At 67.5% G+C, this 16,526-nt stretch carries 17 protein-coding genes and 1 other RNA gene; 4 read left to right on the plus strand and 14 right to left on the minus strand.

Annotation, left to right across the window (positions count from 1 at the left end; translation table 11 throughout):
* Positions 1–382: 382 nt before the first annotated feature.
* The 8 genes from IEY61_RS18480 to IEY61_RS18515 form a co-directional block, all read right to left on the minus strand.
* A complete protein-coding gene (locus tag IEY61_RS18480) occupies positions 383–1,570 on the minus strand; it encodes a tyrosine-type recombinase/integrase (RefSeq protein WP_189046030.1) in 1,188 nt (395 codons plus the stop codon).
* Positions 1,570–1,752, minus strand: coding sequence for a helix-turn-helix transcriptional regulator (locus IEY61_RS18485; RefSeq protein ID WP_189046032.1), 183 nt, complete (start codon positions 1,750–1,752; stop codon positions 1,570–1,572). Before IEY61_RS18485 ends, IEY61_RS18480 begins: the two co-directional genes overlap by 1 nt.
* Entirely contained in the window at positions 1,749–3,503 is a 1,755-nt protein-coding gene (locus tag IEY61_RS18490; protein WP_189046034.1) for a replication initiator, read from the minus strand. Before IEY61_RS18490 ends, IEY61_RS18485 begins: the two co-directional genes overlap by 4 nt.
* Entirely contained in the window at positions 3,500–4,045 is a 546-nt protein-coding gene (locus IEY61_RS18495) for a DUF2637 domain-containing protein (RefSeq protein WP_189046036.1), read from the minus strand. The genes IEY61_RS18490 and IEY61_RS18495 overlap by 4 nt, the downstream gene beginning before the upstream one ends.
* On the minus strand, positions 4,042–4,233 hold the full coding sequence (locus IEY61_RS18500) for a hypothetical protein (RefSeq protein WP_189046038.1): 192 nt from the start codon (positions 4,231–4,233) through the stop codon (positions 4,042–4,044). Before IEY61_RS18500 ends, IEY61_RS18495 begins: the two co-directional genes overlap by 4 nt.
* A gap of 5 nt (positions 4,234–4,238) precedes the next feature.
* Positions 4,239–4,487, minus strand: a complete 249-nt coding sequence (locus IEY61_RS18505; protein ID WP_189046040.1) for a hypothetical protein — start codon at positions 4,485–4,487, stop codon at positions 4,239–4,241.
* Positions 4,484–6,076, minus strand: coding sequence for an FtsK/SpoIIIE domain-containing protein (locus IEY61_RS18510; RefSeq protein WP_189046042.1), 1,593 nt, complete (start codon positions 6,074–6,076; stop codon positions 4,484–4,486). Before IEY61_RS18510 ends, IEY61_RS18505 begins: the two co-directional genes overlap by 4 nt.
* Positions 6,077–6,280: 204 nt before the next feature.
* Positions 6,281–6,676: a transcriptional regulator gene (locus tag IEY61_RS18515; protein ID WP_111241809.1), complete on the minus strand. Its 396-nt coding sequence runs from the start codon at positions 6,674–6,676 to the stop codon at positions 6,281–6,283.
* A gap of 190 nt (positions 6,677–6,866) precedes the next feature.
* Between IEY61_RS18515 and IEY61_RS18520 the strand changes: the two genes are divergently transcribed.
* Positions 6,867–7,892: a hypothetical protein gene (locus tag IEY61_RS18520; RefSeq protein ID WP_189046044.1), complete on the plus strand. Its 1,026-nt coding sequence runs from the start codon at positions 6,867–6,869 to the stop codon at positions 7,890–7,892.
* Positions 7,893–8,049: 157 nt separating this feature from the next.
* On the opposite strand, the gene IEY61_RS18525 is transcribed toward IEY61_RS18520, so the two are convergent.
* The 3 genes from IEY61_RS18525 to IEY61_RS31280 form a co-directional block, all read right to left on the minus strand.
* Complete coding sequence (locus IEY61_RS18525) at positions 8,050–8,826, minus strand: glycosyltransferase family 2 protein (protein ID WP_229706020.1); 777 nt, start codon at positions 8,824–8,826, stop codon at positions 8,050–8,052.
* Positions 8,814–9,635 carry a GntR family transcriptional regulator gene (locus IEY61_RS18530; protein ID WP_189046046.1) on the minus strand — a complete coding sequence of 274 codons (822 nt, stop codon included), beginning with the start codon at positions 9,633–9,635 and terminating at the stop codon, positions 8,814–8,816. Before IEY61_RS18530 ends, IEY61_RS18525 begins: the two co-directional genes overlap by 13 nt.
* A 130-nt stretch (positions 9,636–9,765) precedes the next feature.
* Entirely contained in the window at positions 9,766–10,110 is a 345-nt protein-coding gene (locus IEY61_RS31280) for a hypothetical protein (protein WP_229706021.1), read from the minus strand.
* Between the two features lie 867 nt (positions 10,111–10,977).
* Here IEY61_RS31280 and IEY61_RS18540 point away from each other — a divergent pair.
* Positions 10,978–11,388, plus strand: a complete 411-nt coding sequence (locus tag IEY61_RS18540; protein ID WP_189046048.1) for a GntR family transcriptional regulator — start codon at positions 10,978–10,980, stop codon at positions 11,386–11,388.
* An 80-nt stretch (positions 11,389–11,468) separates the two neighbouring features.
* Positions 11,469–12,104 (plus strand): hypothetical protein, encoded by a 636-nt coding sequence (locus IEY61_RS18545; RefSeq protein WP_189046050.1) that lies wholly within the window; start codon positions 11,469–11,471, stop codon positions 12,102–12,104.
* A 557-nt stretch (positions 12,105–12,661) separates the two neighbouring features.
* On the opposite strand, the gene IEY61_RS18550 is transcribed toward IEY61_RS18545, so the two are convergent.
* Positions 12,662–13,315 carry a hypothetical protein gene (locus IEY61_RS18550; protein WP_189046052.1) on the minus strand — a complete coding sequence of 218 codons (654 nt, stop codon included), beginning with the start codon at positions 13,313–13,315 and terminating at the stop codon, positions 12,662–12,664.
* A 504-nt stretch (positions 13,316–13,819) separates the two neighbouring features.
* An RNA gene (gene rnpB, locus IEY61_RS18555) (RNase P RNA component class A) lies at positions 13,820–14,239 on the minus strand.
* 240 nt (positions 14,240–14,479) lie between these two features.
* Here rnpB and IEY61_RS18560 point away from each other — a divergent pair.
* On the plus strand, positions 14,480–15,241 hold the full coding sequence (locus IEY61_RS18560) for a sulfite exporter TauE/SafE family protein (protein WP_189046054.1): 762 nt from the start codon (positions 14,480–14,482) through the stop codon (positions 15,239–15,241).
* Between the two features lie 75 nt (positions 15,242–15,316).
* On the opposite strand, the gene IEY61_RS18565 is transcribed toward IEY61_RS18560, so the two are convergent.
* A complete protein-coding gene (locus tag IEY61_RS18565) occupies positions 15,317–16,525 on the minus strand; it encodes a bifunctional RNase H/acid phosphatase (RefSeq protein WP_189046056.1) in 1,209 nt (402 codons plus the stop codon).
* Position 16,526 lies beyond the last annotated feature (1 nt).

Raw genomic sequence — 16,526 nt, forward strand, 5'->3', positions numbered from 1 at the left:
TGGCAGCAGCAGCCGCCTTCGATTTTGTTGTCCTCACAAACACATGATCAACAGGCGGCTGCGTCCACGTTGCACGCCCCCACCACATCCCGGCAGGTCAGACCGCCAATGGCGGCTGCCGTACTAGGTGGATTTCCTGCCTCTCAAAAACTTCGGATTCAATCACTCGCACCGTTTTGACCCAAACAGGAGGATTTGACGTAATTAAGCGAGACCAAACCTTGACTCGCGCATCCTGTCGGCTAGCAGAGTTCATGAGTGCACCCTAAACAACTTCACAGACAATCCGCCACACCAGATCGTTTCGTTGCCAGAAAGCCACCCGTGAACTATGTCGCCGACGCGACAAATCCAAAAGCTTGATCTTCAAGCGGCGCACGCGTCAGCGGAATAGATCGTCGATCGCGCGGCGGGTGCGTTCCTCGCTGGCCGGCATCAAATGGGTGTAGACCCGGAGCGTGAAGCCTGGGTCGGAGTGCCCGAGGTAGGAGGCAAGGGCCTTGATGCTCTCCCCCGCGTCGAGCAGCGCCGAGGCGTAGAAGTGCCGAAGCGCGTGCATCCCGGTAGCCCGCGTCGGGACGATGCCGGCCGCCTCGACCGCCGGGCGCCAGCTCTTGCCGTCGAAGGTGGCCCGCTTGATCGCACCCCGTCGGGTGGTGGTGAAGACCAGTGGCACCGTCACCCGCTCGTCGCTGAAGGGGTCTTCCCACGGAAGAGTGATTGACAGCGGAGGGTACTTGTCGGCGTGCTCCTTGAGCGACTGAGTCACCGACTCGGGCAGCGGTACGCGACGGTCCCGGTCGTTCTTGGGCAGGCCGAAGACCAGCCGGGAGCGGACCACCTTGACTTGCCGAACGACGTGGACGGAGCCCGAGGCGAAATCGATGTCATCGACGCCGAGACCGAAGATCTCACCCTGTCGCATCCCGCAGCCGGCGCCCAGGTCGACCATCGGGCGGTACCGCTCAGCAAGGCCCCGGCGGATTGCCGAAACCTCGTCGGCCCGCCACGGAACGACGCGACGTTGTACCGGCCGTGGCGGCTTGACCGAGGCGGCCGAACACGGGTTCTTGGCGATCCGCTCGTCGTCGACAGCCGCGCCGAGGATGGTCCGCAGGTGTGCGAAGACGACGGCCCGGGTCGCCGGGGCCAGCTTGCCGACCATTCCGGCATCCCACTCACGGATGTGTCCCGGCTTGATCGAGGCCAGTTGCCGAGAGCCGAAAAACGGCACCAGGTGCTTTCGTACTCGGAACTCCGTGCTCTCCCGGGTCGACTCGTCGAAGGAGCGCGTCCGGAGCCAGTCCTCCGCGTACTCGGCGAAGGTGATTCGGCCGGCCTTCGGGTCGACGTAGGAGCCCCGGAGCTTGTCCGTCTCCGTCGAGACGAGGAACGCCTCAGCGTCCCGCTTGGCCCGGTCCGGGAAGGACTGGCTACGCTCCCTGCCGTCCGGGCCGATGTACCGAACCCGGTAGCGCATCCCCTTGCCGAACAGATCCGACTTGATCCGTTCCTTCCGGCCGCCAGGGTGCCGGATCACCTTGTACCAGCGATCTTCTACGTGCCCCATCAGGCCGCCGCCTGCTCACGTACCCACGCCCGGACCGAATCCGGCTCGTACCGCAGGTGTCGACCGACCCGGGCCGCCGGCGGGCCGTACTTGACCTTGCGCCAGCGGTACAGCGTCTCAGCGGGCACCCGCAGGTACGCCGACACGTCTCGGATCGTCCACAGCTCGTCGATCGTCTTCATTGCTGCCCCTCCCCCGTGTCGTGCGTCGTTCCGTCCAGTGATGTGCTCGACGGCGGCTGTGCGGCGCGGTCCTTGGCGGCGAGGAGTTCGGAGCGCCAGCGGGCGCGTTCGCCGATCGCCCGGAGCAGCCGGTGTGCCAGCGGCCCCACGTCGGGATCGTCGGGTCGGGCGAGTTCCCAGGCGTGCCGGACTGGTTCGACGGTGGCGCCCTGGTCGTCGACGCCATCAAGGCCGACGGTGACGCCGAGCAGCGCTCGTACCCAGGCCCGTACGTCGTGCTTGTGGTCGCTCAGCGTTTTACCGGACCAGTCGCGGGAGATGAGGATGCGCCGGCCGCCGATGCCGAGGGTGTCCCGTTGGTGGACCTTGCCCTTGCAGCGGCCCGGCTTGAGTTTCGCGTGTGCCCGCTTCGGTTGGATGCCGTAGAGCAGCCAGTTCGCGCAGCGATCGGTGCAGGGGGTGATCTGGAGTTGCTGCCAGAGCCGGTCGAGGTGTTTGCGTTGCCGGTCGGTGGTGATCTTGTGGACGTCGCCGGTGTGTTTGGTGATGTACTTCGTGACGTAGCGGATGGTCCGTTCGGCGTCTTCGGTGCCGGGCATGACGCCGCGTGCGTCGACTTGGGAGCCGAAGCGCACGACGTGCACCGGTTCGGCGTCCGGGTCGTCGTCGATGGTGTCGAGGGCTTCCGTCCAGGTGGTCAGCGGCGCGCGGGTGTCGGGGTCGACCCATGCCGAGGTCTGTTCGTCCCAGACCGGGAGCCGGTCGAGGGTGTACCGCTGAACGTCGACCGCCGGCCACCACACCTGGTGATAGGTGGCCGCCGCCACGGTGCGCAGCACGTCACGCGGGATCGTGCCCCGGATGGCGAAGTGTGCGTGTGGGGCGAGGCGCCGTTGGGGCTCGACGCAGCCGGCGTACTGGACGTTCCATCCCTCGCAGCGGCGCAGGTTCTGCCAGAACCGATCGAGCAACCGGGGGAAATGGACCGCGTCCCAGGCGGCGCGGCGGTAGTCGTACCTGTCTGGGTTGAGTGGGGTGCCGTCGGGGCGGACCGGGCCGTAGGAGTCGAGGGTGAGGGTCAGCCACATCGACGGGCGGTAGGTGGTGCCGTCGGGGGCGGTGTAGGTCTTGCCGACGGTGCGGCGCTCGACCTTGCGGCGAGGTAGGTCGGGGGCGTCCTGGCGACGGCGGGTGGATCGCTTGCGGCGTCTACCGTTGTCGTCGTCGGCCTGGTCGTCGTCGCCGGTTGCGTGTGGCGGGGCGACGCGGCCCCGGAGTCCTTCGGCCGTGATGGCTTCTTCGACTTCGCGGATTGCCTCGTCGAGGTCTTCGACCTGGTCCCACTGGCTTGCGCGGGATGCCTCGTCGCGGGAGAACTCCAGGTGACCGCGTAGCAGGATCAGCGCCTTCTGTTCCTCGGTCGCCGGGTCCGGTGGCGGTAGCGGTTCGTCGTCGCGGTGCCAGCCCTCCCGGATCTGGGCCTGCCGCAGCCGGCGATTCTTCTTCGCGCACGGCGCGCACTTGTCCTCCCGCGTCGCACCGCAGGGCAGGTCGATGACCTCGGTCAGCCCGGTGTTCAAGTCGGTACGGCGCATCGCAAGAGGGCGGACGCAGACGCCGTACTCGGCCGCAATCTCCTTGAGGACGTCGACCGAGCGGGGTAGTGCCATGCGGGCCGCCCGCGACCCCGGCCGAGGTGGCGCAGCCGGGGTCGGGGCGGGTTCAAGGCCGGGCAGGGTGGCAACGGTCATCGGATGATCCCGACGACATGCGGCCGGTTGGGCTGAACAACACGGGGAGGCAGCACCGCCGGGACGACGGACGGCGTCGACTCAGCCGGGCGGACCGGTTCGATGGCGGTGGCCAGCTCAGGTTCCTCGGTCCGGTACGCGGTCGGCTGGTCCGGCTCGACGGCCGGCGGGGTGACCGGAGCGTTGGAGAGGACGACTTTGACCAGGGCGAGGAAGGCCAGCGACGGCACCGCCGCCACGATCCAACCCCACACCGACGGTTCGGCGCCCGCCACCTGGGCGGCGAGGGACAGCAGCGCGAACGCCACCAGGAGCGAGCCGACCAGGCCGACGGGGCGACCAGTGCGACGGCGGGCGCGTAGTTCCAGGCCGAGGTAAATCGCCATCAGCTCGACGGCTACGGCGTTGGCCCAGCCGATCCAGTGCGGTTGGCCGTGGGCAACGGACAGGTCGTGAACGTGGGTGAAGGCGGCGGCGCCGGCCATGGTGCCGATGGCGAGCAGGATCACCAGGCGTACCGCGGATTCGGTGCGCGCGTTCATCGCCACTCCTCCAACGGCTTTTCGCGGATGGTCAGGTCGATGCGGATGCGCCGGCCGTTCATGTCGTGGCGGCGGTTGACCATGTGCGCCAGGCCGTGCAGTGCGGCGGCGGTCTGGTGGGCGGGGCCGACGAGCCGGATGCGCAGCAGACGCCGGAGCCGGTTGATGACGCGGGTGAGGGTGTTCACGGCGGTTACCTCCGGGCCGGTCGGATGTCGGTGCGGATGTAATCGGGCGGGGTGCCGAGGGAGGCGACCGCTTCGGAGAGGCAGCGCCACAGCGCCCACGCCTCATCGGGGGTCAGGGACATGCGTCGCCGGCCCGCGCCGACGGCGAGATAGATCGGGTACGGGTCGGGTCGGTCCGGGTCGACGCGGACGGAGACGGCGGTTACCGGTTCGGGGGTACGAAGCCGGTAGAAGCGGCGACCAGTCGCGGTCATCGGCCCTCACCGCCGGTGTCGCGGTCGAGGAGGTTGCGCAGCGATTCGGGCAGCAGCGGGCCGGACGGTTTGCGCGGCAGCGGAGGCCGGGCCGGTTCGGGGGCCGTTTCCCGGCCGACCTGGGCGAGGATGTCCGCCGCGTCGACCGGTGCCGGGTACTGCCGGGCCATGGCGCGGATGTCGTCGTCGGAGACGTACGAGAACCGGACCCGCATCGGGTCCGGGGTGCCGTCGAGGATCACGTACCCGACGCCCTTGGCCCACCGAGGCATCTGGTCAGCCAGCGCGCCCCGGTTGCGGGCACCATCGCCAAGAACCATGTCGACCTGGGACGCCTCGGTGAGGCCGAGCGCGATGCGGGTCGGGAACAGGTCCCGAAACGGCAGCACGTCCTTACGCGGATCCTGCAACGCGGCCACCACGAGGACGCCGACGCCGGCCCCCTGGGACAGCAGCAGCCCGAGCGACGACGCGATGCGCTTACGCAGCTCGACATCTTGCAGGTACGCGGTCAGTGCGGCCATCTCGTCGACGACGACCACGACCAGGGGGTCAGTCTCGGTCGGCGTGTGCACCCGTACCGTGCCGGCAAGCCGGTTCTGCCGCTCCCGCAGCACCGTGACGGCCTCGTCGAGGAGGTCGGCCATGGCTTCGAACGACTTGCAGGCGAACCGGGCGAACATCGGACGGCCGAGCGCGAATTCCATCCCGCCCTTGGGGTCGATCACCCAGAGCCGGACGAGGCCGGAGGCGATCCCGCCGCCGAGCACCCGCACCAGCGACCACAACACCGACCCCTTGCCGGAGCGGGTCGCCCCACCGACGAGAACATGCGTCGCGAGGAGGTGCAGCGACCAGGGGCGCAGGTCTTCCCGCCGGGCCAGGGGCAGCGCGGTGAAGTCCGGCACCGCCGGCACGTCGAACGGCGGAACCACGGTGCGCAGAGCATCGGTACGCACCACCGCCAGGTAGACCAGCGTCGGCCGATCCCGGTACCGCACCCGATCGACAAGCCGCAGCAGCCAGGCAGCCCGACCGGTGCGGGCCGGTGGGTCGCCGGGACGTTCCGAGTAGACCCGGACGTGCCGCCGACCGAAGGCGTACGCCAGGTTGGCGCTGACCGCCTGGAACTGTTCCGGCGTCTGGCCCCGGACCATACGGACAGTCAGCACGTCGAGCGCCTGATCCGAACGCACCCGCAGCAATTGCGGCAGGACAGGCCGATGGTCGTACATGTCGGCGAGCCGGCACAGCGTCATGACCTCACGCCACACCCGCCGGTACACGAACACCCGACGGAACGCCCCGAGCAGCGGACCCGCCAGCCAGGTCCACCAGGACGACTCGTCCCGCCAACGCCACACCGCCGAGGCCGCCGACCCGAGCACCAGCGGCACCACCAGGCCGGACCAGCCGAACTCGACGAACAGCCACAGCGCCAGCACCGCCGAGCCGGTGGCCACCGGATGCCGCAGACACCACCACACGAGCCGACCCGACCAGCGCAGCACCAGGCCAAGCAGCACCGCCCAGAGCGGCAACTCGAACCGCTTCGGCCGGATCACCATCAGATCCCCGGCCGAGGTCATCACCACTTCACCGCGAGGCCGCCCGATCACCTGGCACCCCGCAGCGACCAGGCTCGACACACGGCACACCTGGGCCAGCCACGGCCAGCCCGACGCCTACCCTTGGACACGTCACGACCTCTCTCGACAGAGCAGGGGAAGAGACACCAGGGGGCGGGGCTGCCGTCCGCCAAGACCAGACAGCCCCGCCCCCACCAGATGCGGCTACGCCGCCGCCTTCTTGCCGCCGACCACCGGAGCCCGCAGCCCGGTCGCCCGCAGCGAATACGCCATCCGACCGTTGTTCGCCACGTACGGCGTGACCGTCATCCCGTCGAACTCCACCGCCTCGAACGGCGCACCCGTCGGCGGCACCGGCTGATAGTCAGCCGAGATCTTCACCGTCGTTTCCCGCGACCGCTTGCCCAGCTCAGGGTCAAGGTCCATCACCCGGACCTGCCACACCCGCTGGCCGGTCAGCTTGTCCTTGGCCGGGGACCGCCGGCCCGTCTTCTCGTCGTAGTCCTCGACCTCACCCAGCGACTCGGGCACCAACGCGCACCCCGCCGGGAACACGTCCTCGAACCGCACGGCGAACCTCGTACCGCCACGCAGAGCCATCGCTCAACCTCCAGGTTGTAACTTGTCTGCCAAGTTGCGGTCCAAGGTAGACGGCACTTGGCAGACAAGTCAACAAGTTACGCCGAGGTCGCGATAACAAGCTGCGGCAGCAGGGGCTTGATCATCTGCACCCACACGGGTTGAACCTGGTCATTACCATCGACAGGCCGACGAAGAGGGTGGGGGTAGCGTGCTGAAGTGGCTCTTTCGGAACAGGTGGTTGACCGCCGCTGGATCCGTGTTACTCGGCGCACTGGTGCTGTACTTGTCGCATTCGGTCGAAGACCCATGGTGGTCAGGCACGCTGGTGAATGCGGGGACCGCTCTTTTTCTATTCGCACCACTGGCACTCTTCGGCAGACACATCGAGCAACGATTCGACAATGTCCAAGAAGCGCAGAAGGAGATTGAGAGCCGCCAGGTCGCAGCGGCGGCCGAACTGGCCTCGCTGTCGGAAGAGGTAGCTAACACTCAAGGTGAGATCCGAAAGACGCGGGAAGAACTCGCCGATGCCGTTTCACGACGACTGGCCGCAAGCCGACAAATCGACAATCAGAAGTTCTCGGACATTGGCGAAATGCCTTCGCACCGGAGCCTATTTGACGCGCTGACACGAGCGCGTAAGCTCGGCCTAATTAGCCACGAAGGCTGCAGAGTAAAGATCGAATACACCAGCCTTTACCTGTGGTTCGAAACGCCAAGCGGCGATCCGCAATTTAACGAGCCACCACACCCTGACGAGGATCTGTTCCTACGGTTAGAGGACGTGGGGGGTAGTGAGGTCCGACGGATCGCCTGGTCTAATGAACAAGACGCCGAAGATGTGCTTATCGCCCTGGCGGAAGAACTGGTTTCACTGGCCCAATACCCCGGCGACCATCTCTACAACCCTGGGAAAGTGTTCGCTGACCTCAAAGAACTCTTGGAACTGGCACACCGTTCAGCGACAGGCGGAAGCTTCGAGCCGCTGACCAGTGTGGTCCAGTACTGCCCGCCGCAATGGGTCATCACCTCTACGCACCTAATTGCGACCGACCCAGGATACGCCATCCCAATTCTGCGGATTAACGAACCGCGATGGCATGAACACATGAGCGAGAAGACGTGGCTCGACTACGACTCTTTCAGCACCGCTTTCAGCACAGCCAAGGCATTGTATGAAGCCCGAAGGCTTGAAGTGCAACCCCCGCGATCCAAAGATGATCCGCCCTTCTAGGCATTCAATTTTCAGCAATTTCAATTGCAGGCGGGTAGCACTCGGCGCTTCAGGCCGTCGAGCGATATGCCGGGGAGACGCCTGGCCAGCCATCCGCGACACCTACGAGGCGGCGATGAAGGTGCGGCAGCTTACCTACGGGATGCCGGCCAGGAGGCTACGCGGCAGGTGTTACCGGTAGCCCATTCGGCAGCATCGAGGCCAGGGCTACGGCTCTGGCCTCGATGATTTTCATGCGGCCTTCGTACTCGATGGGTTCACGGTGGGCGGCTTGGCTGGTGACCTGACCGGGCCATTTGCGGTAGAGCAGGCCGTGTTCGCGGGTGAAGTAGCCCTCGCTGACCGCGCTGGCCGCCAGAAGTAGGCCGGTGTCCTCAGAGGCCGGCAGCGCCATCCAGCCGCCGAGGGCCAGGAGCAGATCACGGCGGATGCAGAGGGTGGCGGGGTGGACCTGGGCGCGGTAGCCGTTGGCTTGCCAGAAGGCGAGGACGGCACCGCGGGCGATGGTTCCGGCGGCCGGGTCCTGGTCCCATCCGACGGTTGACCCGTCGGGCATCAGGTCCAGGACGCGCGAGGTCGTCCAGCCGATGTGCGGATGAGCGTCGAAGGCGGCGATGTCGCGGGCGAGCGCGCCGGCCGTGAGTTGGTCGTCCGCGTCGAGCACCTTGACCAGGTCGCCGGTCACGCGGGACAGAGCGAGGGTACGGGCGACACCCGGCCCGCCGGGACGACCGCCGCCGAGGCTGATGCGAGGGTCGCCCGGCAGCACCTGAGCCAATGCTCCGGTCTGCCCGTCCTCCTGGACGAGCCACTGCCAGCCCCACCCGTCGGGCATCTCCTGCTTGACCAACGAGTCGTACGCGCCGGTCAGGTACTCGACGCTGGGCGCGTGGACGGGGGTGATGACCGAGACGAGACGTGTCAAATTTTCCACCGTTGCAGTTTGTGGGAGTAGACCAGTTCCGTCCGGTCGCCCGGCATCACCACGTCGGCCACCTCGACGACGCGGCCGGTGGTGTCGATGGAGGTCTTGCGCACGGTGAGCACGGAGACGCCGGGGTCGATGTCGAGGAGTTCGGCCTCATCCGGCGACGGCGGACGTGCACGAACCTCCTCGTCGATGCGGTCCAGCTCGACGCCGATGGTGTAGAGCTGGTGCTGTGAACCGCCGGGCCAGGGCTCGTTGCTGGCGTCGAGCAGGTCCGGGTTTGCGGCCACCAGGTCGTAGGGCAAGTACGAGTAGGACATGGTCAGCGGCGCGTTCTCGTGCCGGGACGAGGTCCAGTAGACCCGGCGCAGCAGCGGCGTACCCGGCTCGACCTGCAACGCCGCCGCCATGTCCGCATCGGCTTCCACGCGGGTGAACTCGGCATGGAATTTGAGGTCGTCGACGGTCAGGCCGGTGTCGTGCTCGGTCGCGCCGGTCTTGAGCCGCTCCTCCTCGTCGAGCAGGACCCTGTCCTTCTCCCACTGGTACCGCTCCGCGTTGCGGCGGCGTACCCGCTGGCGGGGTGCCCGTACGTAGGTGCCGCGCCCCTGCTCCGCGCGGACCAGGCCCCACTCGCGAAGCTGGCGGATGGCGTTGCGGACGCTGGTGCGCGACAGCCCCGACGTGTCGGCCAACTCGGTTTCGGAGGGCATCAGGGTGCCGGGGGCAAGTTCCCCGCTCGTGATCTTGACCCGCAACTCTTCAGCGAGTTGCAGGTAACGAGGGCGCCAGTCCCGGCCATGCACACCGGTCACCGTACCCCCTAGACGTTCCAACGACTGCCAGGTGGTCCCGCCCGCCGGCCGCTCCGGCACCGGATCCACCGCCACGGCCGGCCGACGCGGACGATGCGCAGCGGTAGGAGCACGGAGGGTGCTGCGGCGATCAGTCGCGGTCATAGTTGCCCTCCAACGGTCGCCCCTTGGTCATCACTCGCCACCGGACGTAGGTCAGTTCGTAGATCAGCCGGTCGAGCTGTACCCGCGAGAGCAGCACGGATTCCGTGGCGCCGGAGCGGGTCGCGTCGACCTTGACGACCGGGTCGCGGCGGCGGAACCGGTCGAGGAGCAGTTGCACACTCACCCAGCCGCTACGCTCGCTGCCGACCGTGGCGAGCAGCCCCCGATGCATCGGGTCGTTCGGCCCACAGCCCCGACACCAGTCGGGACACTCGGCGCCCTTCGCTGCCCTAGCCGGCCGCGCGCCGGTGGGCTCGTCACTCGTCGCCATGCTCGCCCCCTTGCTGCCCGGCCTGAACCAGCAGCGACCGCAGTTGCTCCACTAACTGGCTGACCTGAGAGAGAGGAAGTTCCGCCCAGGGAGCGCCTATCCGGCAGGACACGTGCACCATGACCCGCGGAACCTGGCCATCGGACCCGACCAGGTAGGACACGACCGACCCGGACGCCCAGGCGTCACCGACCTTCAGCGATGCGCCCCGGTGACGCCGCTGCATGTGCGACAACACCGGCGGGATCAAATGCCCGCACCGATCTGACGCACACCAGTCCGGATGTACAGGCGGCCTCGTCGGCTGGCGTGGCGTACTCACTGCGGCCACCTCCCACCGTTGCCCCGGTACGCCTGGCCGAGGGTCATGAAGGGCGGCGGACGCAGCGCCGGAAGCTCCCGGGTCCATCCCGCCGACCAGCGCGACGGAATCCGATAGCCGGCGGGATTGGCCTCGGTATGACGGCTGCCTGCCGCAGGGATGATTCGGTCTACCCGTCGACGTAAACGCCAGGACGAGAACCAGGGACGTCGACGATGAGAGCCAGGCATCGCACCTCCACACGTAGGGAGCCGGCGACCGACCAGGGGGACCAATCGGCCGCCGGCCCGACAGGGGGCACGGCGCACCGTCCGACACCGGACGGGTCGGGTATCGCCGAGCCACGTACGCGCGGCCACCGCAACCGGCCCACCAGGACGCCGCGCCTTCATGCACGACCAGGCCGACGCAGCACCACCCCTGATACACGCCGTCATCCCGGCCGCACACCCGGAAACGTACCTACAAGTGGACGACTTGTCTACACATCAAAACGGTGCCCGTGGTTGGCACTTGGTAAGACAAGTGCCAGGTACGGTGAGCAGGTGCCCACCCCGCACTACGGACAGCCCCGCTATCGGGTCATCGCCGACGATCTGCGAAAGCGGATCGAGAGCGGTGCGATCCCGCCCGGTGCCCTACTGCCAGCCGAAAGCATCCTCACCGCTGAGTTCCGGGTAGCGCGCGGGACTATCCGCAAGGCGATAGCCGCTTTACGGGAAGAGGGCTTGGCCGCCACCGAACACGGCAGGGGCACATACGCAACGCCGCAAACGCAAAACCCGCCGGACAAGCTAGACGCCAGTCAGCGAGAGGTATCTGCGGATGAGCGTCTAGCAACACTGTTCCAGGTTGAGATCGGAACAACGCTGATCGAGCGGGAGAAGGTCATTCGACGGGGAGATCACGTCGAAGCAGTTGTCAGGGCATATCACGTAGGCCACGTCAGCCCATAACCACAGAGCATAGAGCTTCTTTACTTCATCAAGAAACAGGCTGGCAGCGAGAGCCTGGCGGGGTGAAACTGTTGTAGGAGGTGGAGTTCGCGTTGGACGACGACGGTGACCTGGAGATGGTGTGGCCGACTGGCGCCCACGGCCTACGAGGCATAGGTCAAGTCTGGCAGTACATGGCATGTATCGGATGGCAGAACGGTAACCCGTACGGCCCGATTCAAGGCTACCGGCTTGCGGCAGAGATTATCGCGAGCCAGATAGCCGAACGACACCACGAGATTGACCTGCTGATCTTCCCGTTTGGTATGTGCTGGCGCCATCACATCGAATTGCGCCTCAAGGACCTGCTACCTGCTTTGCAAGAACTACTTGGACGGCCGGTAGCCGTCGAGACGGGTCACAACATCGCGAGACTGTGGGACAAGATTAAGCCGCTCATCATTGAGGCTCACGGCGAGAGCGAGAGCGCAAATGTTCGCAACGTCTCTCGCATTATCGGCCAGCTGACGCAGCTAGACAAGGACGGCCAGGAGTTCCGGTACAACAGGCGGCGTGATGGTCGGCCCACTCTAGAGGGCATCGAGTACATCGACGTAAGTAAGTTTCATGAGGCTATGGCGGGCGTGGCCAACTTCCTAGAAGGGGTAGATACGGCCATCGACGTCGCATTGAATCACAAGAGGGACATGGCAGAGCACTACTCTTACCTCTACTGAGGTTGACATCCTGAATTCGGCCCTGGGGCTGAGCGCTGGACCTAGCAGATCCTTCGGGTGGTCACCGACACCTGGGTGCCTTCGGCGGGGCCCCGGGCGCTCCGGGATGATGGTTGCCATCCCGTCAGCCTCCGCCCCGGGCAGCACCGAGAGCCCCGCGTATCTTCCCGCCCCGGATTCATCCGATCCTATTGCCGATTTCCTCTTTTCTAGATCAAGGCACCGCGCTCCGCGCGGTGCAGGGCGGCAAGCCCGGCCGGCGGCAAGCCGCCCCGGCCGCCTACGGCGCCGGGGCGGTGAGCCACCGACAGCCGCCGGGACACCGCCCCCACGGGAAGAGGAACCAGCCTCAGCGAGGCCGTGACGGAAGCCGGCGGGGCCACTCTGGTCGGATGGTCGGGGCTTCCGCCTGCCGCGCCAGTCCAACCCCAGGACTGGCTTGCCACCGTGTCGCGGGATCACGCAAGCAGACCCACCGGCAGGGAAGTGCCCCGATACCACAACGACCAGCGGCACGGCCCACAGATCCCACCGCAACACCGGCAAGGCATGCGGGTCTAGTCGCTAAGGTTGGCCACAGTCCACCGAAGAAGACTCTTGTATGCCGCAATCGCTGCATACACGTCCTCGCGTAGTCCGGCCATGGTGATCAGTCGCGATTCGCGGGTCCGGCGGTCTACGAGGCGCCACTCCACTTGCAGGGCTCTGCCCGGTCCGTCGGGCCGCGGGTAAGGGTCGCTGGTGACCCGGGTGATGTCTCCGTGCGCTAGCTCGTTGCGGCGCCGGATCGCGGCCCATAGCTCCTCGCGTGGGAAGCTGCGGTTTTCCTCGGGCGATGCGCCGTTAGCCAGAAGCGACTCGACACGCTTTAGGCGTTTGCCGATCATCCACTGGTCTAGCTCGCTCCGACGCGCCTCGGCATCATCAGGTTCCTCCAGCTGCAGGATCACGTCACTGAGGAGATCCTCCAGGACTGTGCTCTGCGTGATGACAAGACCTCGCCGTTGATCAAGCGCGCTGCGCTCGGCGACCTCTTCCCAATCAAGGTCGACCTCATCGTGGAAAGCTAGGAGAAGGTCATGGTCGGAGAAGACGTTCAAGGGTTCGTCCGAGTCGTCGTCAAACGACACCTCGACGACGTCAACCGACATCTCCTCCAGCAGCCGAACATCGTTCTCGTCCAACATCCCGGCGTAGGCCCAGTCGACCACGTATGAACAGGTCAGATCGGGATAGTCCGGCGTCCGGAATGCACAGCGCCAACCGCTGACCTCTGGAACGAGATCCGAACTCTTGCGCCGTACGTCCCCGTGACGCGGGCACCTCATGTGTTCGGCGACAGGAGCAGCCTGCCAGCGACGAAGTACCGCGATCTGCCCGGGAGTGAACGGCGCGTGGACCTTTGGCGTGTGGGCTGGAAGTCCCAACCTGAATCGGAGCGCCACTCGGTCTCCACTACTCGTATCGGAAGTGCCGCGTCGGTTTAAACGTCGCGACACGTCCCTATCCTGCCGTAGCGCCGTCATGATCAGCGGGCCGCCACACGTCGTTTCGCGCCGCTAGTGTGCCGCTGAGCCAGCACTCAGGCCGTCTCCAGGCCGTCTCAGGCCGTGGCCAGGCCGTCAAACGCCACCCAACGATGACCAAGGTCAACCAACAGCACCGGATAAACAGCCAGCTCAGAGCCTTGATCGGGGCTCTGATCTGGTGGGCGACGGACGAGTCGACCTGTACGCCGGATTCTGTGCGCGGCGCGTACCTCCGAAGAGGTTTTTGGCGCCGGCGGCGGCCATCCATCTCGGCCTGCCGTTGCCGACAGGCTCGTGCGGCCTACCCGCAGACATCGGGCGGGCCGCCCTCTAGCGTCTGCGCGGGTCGTCAGCTTGCGGTGACGGCCCTTCTTGGCCTTGCTCCGGGTGGGGTTTACCGAGCCACCCCGGTCACCCGGGGTGCTGGTGGGCTCTTACCCCACCGTTTCACCCTTACCGTCCCAGTTTGGGGCGGCGGTCTGTTTTCTGTGGCACTGTCCCGCGGGTCACCCCGGGTTGCCGTTAGCAACCACCCTGCCCTGTGGAGTCCGGACGTTCCTCGGCGGCGGGCTTGCTGCCCGCCGACGCGACCGCCCGGTCGACTCGTCCGTCGCGCACCCATACTAACGGCGCGCCAGGCCTTTCGATTTCCACCCCGCACCGCCGGGCGTCGCGCAAGTTCGGGGAAAGTGCGGCCTCCCGGCAGGGTTGAGGCAGCACTTTCCCCGAAGTTGCTGCACCAGCGACCCGGGCAGCAGCGACCCCGCGGACCAGCGACCCCGGGCAGCAGCGATCCGGGGCAGGTGAGGGTACGGACCGGGGCGGCTGGGTTAGCCTCATGGTGTCATGGATCTTGCGGAAGCCGCGTTGCTGCTCGCCGCCGGGCTGGCCGCTGGCACCGTCAACGCGGTCGCCGGTGGTGGTTCGCTGATCACGTTTCCGGCGCTGCTCGCGATCGGGCTGCCGCCGGTGGCGGCGAACGTCACCAACTCGGTTGCGGTCGCCCCGGGTTACGGCGCCGCCGTGGCGGGCAGTTGGATGGACCTGCCGCGCGGGCGGCTGCTGGTCAGCCTGGTGCCCACCGCGGTCGTCGCTGCGCTCGTCGGGGCGTCGCTGCTGCTGGTCACCCCGGCTCGGGCGTTCGAGATGGTCGTACCGTTTCTGGTGCTCGCGGCGACCGCGATGCTGGCCTTCCAGGATCCGCTGCGCCGGCTGGTCGGCCACCCGCGCGACCTGGCGCCGCGCCGGCGAGCGGTGACCGTCCAGGTCGTGGTGGCGCTGGCGGCGTTGTACGGCGGGTACTTCGGCGCGGCGGTCGGGGTGCTGCTGGTCGCCGGCCTGGCCCTGGTGCTGGACGCGACGCTGGCCCGGGTGAGCGCGATCAAGAATCTGCTCTCCGCCCTCGTCGGCCTGACCACGGTGCTCGTCTTCAGTTTCGCCGGCCCGGTGAACTGGGCGGGGGTCGCGCTGATCGCGCCGGCGACGCTGATCGGTGGGTACGCCGGCGCGCGGCTGGTCCGCCGGCTGCCGCCGGTGGTGCTCAAGACCGTCATCGTGGTCTTCGGCACCCTCATCGGTGGTTACCTGCTCTGGCGCGCCTTCGCCTGAGCCGCCGCCAGCGGGTGTGCGGGGTGTTAAGAAGGGGCCCTTCCTATACACCAGGCGTTAATAAGGCGCCCTTCCTTACACCTCGGCGAGGTGGGCGGTGTCATTGACGGAGCGGACGGCGAGGCCGCCGTCGGGCCAACGGTCGAAGATCGAGATGCCGGCCGCGTCGAGGTAGAGGCGGTGCAGGAAGGCGTCGCTGGCGGCGAGCGCGTCGCGCAGCATCAGCTTGATCGGCGAGACGTGCGAGACCAGGATGACGGTCTGACCGGGGTACGCCGCACAGAGCCGTTCGGTCACCCGCGCGCACCGCACGGCGACCTCGGCGAACGACTCGCCGTCGGGTGGGGCGACCCGGGTGGAGGCGAGCCAGGCGTCGAGTTCACCGGCCCATTGTTCGCGTACCTCGGCGAAGGTGCGCCCCTCCCAGGCGCCGAAGTCGCACTCGATCAGGTCGTCGTCGCGGCGTACCGGCACCTCTCCGATGGCGGCGGCGATCGCCTCCGCGGTGGCCGTACACCTCGACAGCGGTGAGCTGACCACGGCCGCGGCGTCCGGGGCGAGCGCGGCCACCCGGGCGGCGGTGGCCCGCACCTGGGCCTGGCCCTTCGGCGAGAGCGCGACGTCGCCGCGACCGGAGTAGCGGCCCTGCTCGGTGTACTCGGTCTCGCCGTGCCGGACCAGGATCAGTCGGGTCGCGGTGAAGCTGGGTCGCGGCTCCCAGGAGACCGGGGCGGTGGTCAGGTCGGCGCCCGGTGCCTCGGCCCGGGCGGCGGTCGTTGCCGCGCCGCCACCGGTCGGCTGCGGGCCGCTGAGCGTACGCGGTGGCTCGACCACGCGTGGTGGTTCGACAGCGGGCGTGGTGGTGCCGGCTGCCGCGGCGGCGTCCATGGCGGCGTTGGCGAGGGCGTCGGCGTGGGTGTTGCGGTCCCGGGGGATCCACTCGAACCGGACGGCCGTGAACCGGCCGACCAGCCGGGCGGCCTCGGCGGCCAACGGCCGCAGCCCGGGGTGCTTGATCTGCCAGCGGCCGCTCATCTGCTCGACCACCAGCTTGGAGTCCATCCGGACCTCCACCTCGTCGGCGGTCAGTTCGGCGGCGGCGGTCAGGCCGGCGATCAGTCCCCGGTACTCGGCGACGTTGTTGGTGGCAATGCCGATGGCCTCGCTGCGCTCGGCCAGCACCTCGCCGGTGGCCGAGTCGCGGACCACCGCCCCGTAGCCGGCCGGGCCCGGGTTGCCCCGGGCGCCGCCGTCGGCCTCGATCAGGAGCGTACGCGGCGCCACC

Origin of the sequence: Micromonospora sonchi (assembly GCF_014646235.1) — a bacterium.
Lineage (GTDB): Bacteria > Actinomycetota > Actinomycetes > Mycobacteriales > Micromonosporaceae > Micromonospora > Micromonospora sonchi.

What these genes read in the sequence shown, in the direction of transcription:
- IEY61_RS18485 (WP_189046032.1), bottom strand. Translation starts at nt 1,752, where the DNA reads ATGAAGACGATCGACGAGCTGTGGACGATCCGAGACGTGTCGGCGTAC.
- IEY61_RS18560 (WP_189046054.1), top strand. Translation starts at nt 14,480, where the DNA reads ATGGATCTTGCGGAAGCCGCGTTGCTGCTCGCCGCCGGGCTGGCCGCT.
- IEY61_RS18505 (WP_189046040.1), bottom strand. Translation starts at nt 4,487, where the DNA reads ATGACCGCGACTGGTCGCCGCTTCTACCGGCTTCGTACCCCCGAACCG.
- IEY61_RS18515 (WP_111241809.1), bottom strand. Translation starts at nt 6,676, where the DNA reads ATGGCTCTGCGTGGCGGTACGAGGTTCGCCGTGCGGTTCGAGGACGTG.
- IEY61_RS18490 (WP_189046034.1), bottom strand. Translation starts at nt 3,503, where the DNA reads ATGACCGTTGCCACCCTGCCCGGCCTTGAACCCGCCCCGACCCCGGCT.
- IEY61_RS31280 (WP_229706021.1), bottom strand. Translation starts at nt 10,110, where the DNA reads ATGGCGACGAGTGACGAGCCCACCGGCGCGCGGCCGGCTAGGGCAGCG.
- IEY61_RS18495 (WP_189046036.1), bottom strand. Translation starts at nt 4,045, where the DNA reads ATGAACGCGCGCACCGAATCCGCGGTACGCCTGGTGATCCTGCTCGCC.
- IEY61_RS18480 (WP_189046030.1), bottom strand. Translation starts at nt 1,570, where the DNA reads ATGGGGCACGTAGAAGATCGCTGGTACAAGGTGATCCGGCACCCTGGC.
- IEY61_RS18510 (WP_189046042.1), bottom strand. Translation starts at nt 6,076, where the DNA reads ATGACCTCGGCCGGGGATCTGATGGTGATCCGGCCGAAGCGGTTCGAG.